Annotated in this window: 5 protein-coding genes and 1 pseudogene; 3 read left to right on the top strand and 3 right to left on the bottom strand. The window is 59.6% G+C overall.

Features of this window, described 5'->3' with window-relative positions:
• Positions 1 to 269 precede the first annotated feature (269 nt).
• From Q7V03_RS05370 to Q7V03_RS05360, 3 genes are read right to left on the bottom strand one after another with little or no spacing between them, the layout of a single operon-like run.
• Complete coding sequence (locus tag Q7V03_RS05370; protein ID WP_304924579.1) at positions 270 to 704, bottom strand: YqaA family protein; 435 nt, start codon at positions 702 to 704, stop codon at positions 270 to 272.
• Positions 705 to 712: 8 nt separating this feature from the next.
• Positions 713 to 2,023, bottom strand: a complete 1,311-nt coding sequence (locus Q7V03_RS05365) for an MFS transporter (protein ID WP_304924578.1) — start codon at positions 2,021 to 2,023, stop codon at positions 713 to 715.
• A 13-nt stretch (positions 2,024 to 2,036) separates the two neighbouring features.
• On the bottom strand, positions 2,037 to 2,294 hold the full coding sequence (locus Q7V03_RS05360; RefSeq protein WP_304924577.1) for a metal-sensing transcriptional repressor: 258 nt from the start codon (positions 2,292 to 2,294) through the stop codon (positions 2,037 to 2,039).
• Between the two features lie 714 nt (positions 2,295 to 3,008).
• Between Q7V03_RS05360 and Q7V03_RS05355 the strand changes: the two genes are divergently transcribed.
• The 3 genes and pseudogenes from Q7V03_RS05355 to Q7V03_RS05345 form a co-directional block, all read left to right on the top strand.
• Positions 3,009 to 3,653 carry a HupE/UreJ family protein gene (locus tag Q7V03_RS05355; protein ID WP_304924580.1) on the top strand — a complete coding sequence of 215 codons (645 nt, stop codon included), beginning with the start codon at positions 3,009 to 3,011 and terminating at the stop codon, positions 3,651 to 3,653.
• Between the two features lie 17 nt (positions 3,654 to 3,670).
• Positions 3,671 to 4,324: a transmembrane anchor protein gene (locus Q7V03_RS05350; RefSeq protein ID WP_304924576.1), complete on the top strand. Its 654-nt coding sequence runs from the start codon at positions 3,671 to 3,673 to the stop codon at positions 4,322 to 4,324.
• 256 nt (positions 4,325 to 4,580) lie between these two features.
• A pseudogene (locus Q7V03_RS05345) lies at positions 4,581 to 4,806 on the top strand (transposase); the annotation flags it as partial.

Here is a 4,806-nt window from a genome sequence, read left to right as displayed (position 1 = left end):
AATCTCACTGCGTCGGCCACCCGCCAGACGCCGCAGGCAGGTGCTCGTGCGCGCCACCATTCCCGCGAGCAGCAGACCCCCCTTTTTGCCAGGCGCTCGTCTCCGAAATCGCCCAGCCCCCAGCTTTCCGAAGTCATCACCAGCCGCCCTCCATTCAAGGAAGGGCTACCGAATCATGCAACACAAAATCCGTCAAGCACACCTAGAAAACCAAACCTGACGATGTGTGCATCCCCTAGCTGTACCCAAGGGGCATTTTGGATCGCGGGTCATTCAAGCCCAAGTGTGGCTGCCGCAATCACCAAGTAACGGCCAACCTTGCCAATGGTGACCAAAAGCAGAAATACCGGGAACGGCTCGCGAAGGACGCCCGCGATGAGGGTCAGCGGGTCACCGATGATCGGAACCCATGCGAGCAGCAGCGACCATTTGCCATAGCGGCGATACCAACCTTCGGCTCTCTCTAGGGCCAATGCGTTCGCTGGGAACCATCGCCGGTCGCGGAACCGTTCGATGCCGCGCCCTAGCGACCAGTTGAGAGCCGAGCCCAGCACATTTCCGACGCTTGCCACGGCGAGAACTAACCAAGGCATATAGCCCGCCAGCAGAAGCCCCGCGACCAGCGCCTCGGATTGTGCTGGTAACAGGGTCGCGGCAAGAAATGCTGCGGCGAACAGACCGGCATAGGCTGCGACATCCGCCATGATGACGATCAGGCGCGACGTGACGGCCAGCGCCGGTGCAATCCGTCGATCACAAGCGCATGGCGATGCACGTCTGCATGGTCATGCAGATGCGGATGGTCAGCAGGCAGATCAGGGTGGTCATGCAAGACTTCGATGGGATCATGCTTGGGCCAGAGCCGGATCACTGCAACCAGTGCCGCCGCCCCAACCGCCGCCAAAGCCAACGCGGCTGCCGACATGCTGAAGGCGGACCCGAGCCAGCCTGCCAAAGGATATGTGACAAGCCAAGCTGCATGGGACAGCGCGAACTGTGCGGCAAAGACCGCCGGGCGGTCCTCTTCGCGTGACGAGCGGTTCAGGATGCACCCGATCGGGGTCTGGGTGAAGGAAAACCCAAACCCGATGATCGCCCAAAGCGCCATCAGTCCGCTCAATCCCGGCACCAGCGGCGTGACCGCGACCCCGGCCACCATCAAGCCCGCGCCCGCGATCATCACGGGCCGGTCGGCTAGCCGCTCCAGAACGCGTGGCAGCAGAAACGCGGCAAGGATCGACCCGGCGCCAAAGGCGGCAAATGCCAGCGCCACCTGCGGCGCGCCAAGACCAAGGTCGGCCTGCACAAGAACGACGGTGTTGACATAGATCATGGCCCCCGCAGCGGCGACGGCCATTTCCATCACCATCAGCCCGCGCAGGCGCGGTGTGGCCAGATAGATGCGGATGCCTTTGGTGGTGGAGGCCCAGAAGTGGCCGGGTTCTGCCACCGTCCGAGTGGGCAACGCGACTGTCACCACCAGCAATGCCGAGCCAACAAAGCCCGCAACAGTGCCACCAAACAGCACCGGAAAGCTGACCACAGTCAGCAGGGCGGCGGCCAGCATCGGGCTTAGCAGCTGTTCAAGGTCTTCGGCCAGTCGAAGCAACGAAAGAGCGTTGGTGTAGTTTTTCTCGTCAGGCAGCACATCGGGGATCGTCGCCTGAAAGGCAGGGGTGAAGCCCGCCGATGCCGCCTGAAGGAAGAAGATCAGCACATAGATCTGCCAGACCTCGGTGACGAAGGGCAAAAACATCACCACACCGGCGCGGATCAGGTCCAGCGCTACCAGAAACGCACGGCGCGGCAATCGCTCGGCCAGTGCGGCGGCAACCGGGGCCAGCGTCACATAGGCGATCATCTTAATGGCCAGCGCCGTGCCCAGCACCAGCCCGGCATCCTCTCCTGCCAGTTGCCAGGCCAGCAGGCCAAGCGCCACGGTGGCAAGCCCGGTGCCAAGAAGGGCAATGACCTGAGCCGCAAACAGGTGGCGGAATGTGTGGTTAGCAAGTACGGTCAACATCCCTCGGCCCTCGTCACAACAGCTTGGCCAAGGCGCGCATTTCGGCGAGGTCGTCCCCGCCGCCATGCCCTAGGCAGTGATCGATGTGATCGTGGATGAGTGCGCGCTTTGCCACCGTAATGGCACTTTCAACCGCCTTGATCTGGGTTGCAATCTCGGCGCAGGGTTTCCCTGTTTCCAACATCTCGATGATGGACCTCAGGTGGCCATCCGCTCGTTTGAGGCGATTGATGATGTCGGAGTGCGATGTGTGCGATGCTTGGATTGTCATGCCAAATTTCTATCCCCAGGGGGGGGATTAGGTCAAGCGGCATTTACGAAGGTTCTGCGGCAAGGTGAGGGATATGAGCGCGTTCCGGCTGTCAGACTAATGGGTCGGCTTGCATCCACGCGTAGCAAACGATACATACATCACCGTGATGCACTTTTGGGCGATGATATGGCTTTAACGGTGCATATGAAGACACCGTGCAGCTGAGAGGCGGCAGGCAATGATACGCGAATTGATCAAAGGCGCGACGCGGTGGGCTTTGCCCCTCGCTTTGTTTTGCGCCCTGATCTTCGCGCCACTCATTATCGCTTTGACACATGGGCCCGGACTGCCCGTGGACAGTTCTCAGGCGGCTGAGCAAATGCTTCACGGCCATTTGCATGACTCGCCAGAACCGGATAAGTCTGGGCTGGGTCATAATGCAACCGATCACGAACACCAGACGCAAATGCTGCTGCCGCAAGTAACAGAGACCAGTTCAGATTTTAGCGCATTTCACATCGGCACATCCGACTTCTTGGCCGCAAGCCTGTCGCCACCCGGTTTACGGCGACCTCCGAAAGTTTTGTCAGCCTGAGCGGGCCAGTGGTCTGGCCCTCGGCCCAAACCTGACATACTCAATCGGATATATAAATGATCTACACCACACCTCCAAGGCGGGGAAATGGCGGCTTTGCGTTGCCATGGACCTTTGCCTTTATCGCCATCCTGCTGATGCTGACCGCCCAAGGCGCGCTGGCCCATAACGTCACCCCAGGGGACGCGGGCTATGTGCAGGAGGTCTCGGGCTGGAACTTGATCCCGTTCCTGTATCTGGGTGCCAAGCACATGGTCACCGGGTATGACCATCTGCTGTTCCTGTTTGGCGTCGTGTTCTTCCTGTACCGGCTGCAACACATCGCCATCTACGTCAGCCTGTTTGCCATCGGTCATTCGACAACGATGCTTCTGGGCGTCTGGTTCGGCTGGAACGTCAACGCCTATCTGATCGACGCAATCATTGGTCTGTCAGTAGTTTACAAGGCGCTGGACAATCTTGGGGCTTATCAACGTTGGTTCGGGTTTCAGCCCAACACCAAGGCTGCAACACTGATCTTTGGCTTTTTCCATGGCCTCGGGCTGGCCACCAAGATCCTCGATTATGACATCGCATCCAACGGGCTGTTGCCGAATCTGATCGCCTTCAACGTCGGTGTGGAAATTGGCCAGCTGATCGCTTTGTCGATGATCTTGATCGTGATGGGCTTCTGGCGGCGCAACAGCAGCTTCCTGCGCCATGCCTACACCGCCAATGTCGTTATGATGGCGGCTGGCTTCATTCTGGTCGGCTATCAGCTGGCTGGTCTTGCAATCTCTTGATCTGAATAGGAAACCCTATGTATAATTCTCCCAAACCCAATCTTGAAGACCTGCCGAGTTCGGCGCAACTGCTGCGATCAACCGGGATCGCGATTGCGGCGGCGGCGGTGATCCTTGTCACCGTCGTGCTGCCTGCAGAATACAATGTTGATCCCACAGGCGTCGGGGGCGTTCTGGGCCTTACCGAGATGGGCGAGATCAAAGCGCAACTGGCCGAAGAGGCCGAGGCGGATCGCCTGATGTTGGAACAAGACGCGGCACAACCGCAATCGTCGCTGGTCCCGAATGTTTTGGACGCTGTCTTTGGTTTGTTGGTCGGAACCGCTCATGCGCAAGAAGTCACTACGCCATCACCCGCATGGACAGACGAGATCACCTTCACGCTGGAACCTGGTCAGGGCACAGAGATCAAGCTGGTGATGCAAGAGGGCGGTGTAGCGCAATATGATTGGGCGGTGACGGGGGGCGTGGTCAATTATGACACCCACGGCGATGGTGGCGGCAACTCGACCAGCTACGAGAAGGGCCGCGCAGTTGAGACAGACGCCGGTGATCTGACGGCAGCTTTCACTGGCAATCACGGCTGGTTCTGGCGCAACCGTGGCGAAGCGCCGGTTTCGGTCACGCTGCGCGTTGCTGGGGCTTACAGTGAAGTAAAGCGCTTCGATTAAAGCGAAGCTATATCATCTGGCAGGGGCAGGCGAAGTCTGCCCCGCGTCATCCACCGCTCGCCCTGCTGCTCTCAGGACCAAACTGGGCGATCAGATCGAAGGCATCGCCGCGGAGCACCTGCCGCACGATGGTCACCGTCTCGGTCCCCCCGCCACGTGCGGCGTTCAGCCAGCAAGCAGGGCTCGCCGGTGGCAATTTCCAGCGTGCGGTCTGATTGACTCAAGCCTAGCGACGGACCGGCCTGCATCACGTAGCTTGGATTGGGACGCCTGGTGCGCCCGTAGTCTTGCTGATGAGGACATCATCCGACTGATCCTTGACGGCACCGTCATCAAGACGCGTCTCGACAAGAAGGCCACGAACCTCTCGGTGCTCGCAGCCATCGGTGTGCGCCGAGATGGTCAGAAGGTATTGCTTTCCATCATGAATATGGGCGGCGAGAGCACGGCAGCGTGGCGTCAATTTCTCGATGATCTGGATA

The sequence above is a fragment of the Cypionkella sp. genome, from assembly GCF_030652235.1.
Classification (GTDB): Bacteria; Pseudomonadota; Alphaproteobacteria; order Rhodobacterales; family Rhodobacteraceae; genus Cypionkella.
The sequence above is the reverse complement of the archived record's forward strand: the minus strand, read 5'-3'. Positions and strand labels throughout refer to the sequence as shown.

Coding starts and splice junctions, on each gene's coding strand:
- Q7V03_RS05360 (WP_304924577.1), bottom strand. CDS start 2,294: ATGACAATCCAAGCATCGCACACATCGCACTCCGACATCATCAATCGC.
- Q7V03_RS05350 (WP_304924576.1), top strand. CDS start 3,671: ATGTATAATTCTCCCAAACCCAATCTTGAAGACCTGCCGAGTTCGGCG.
- Q7V03_RS05370 (WP_304924579.1), bottom strand. CDS start 704: ATGGCGGATGTCGCAGCCTATGCCGGTCTGTTCGCCGCAGCATTTCTT.
- Q7V03_RS05355 (WP_304924580.1), top strand. CDS start 3,009: ATGCTGACCGCCCAAGGCGCGCTGGCCCATAACGTCACCCCAGGGGAC.
- Q7V03_RS05365 (WP_304924578.1), bottom strand. CDS start 2,023: ATGTTGACCGTACTTGCTAACCACACATTCCGCCACCTGTTTGCGGCT.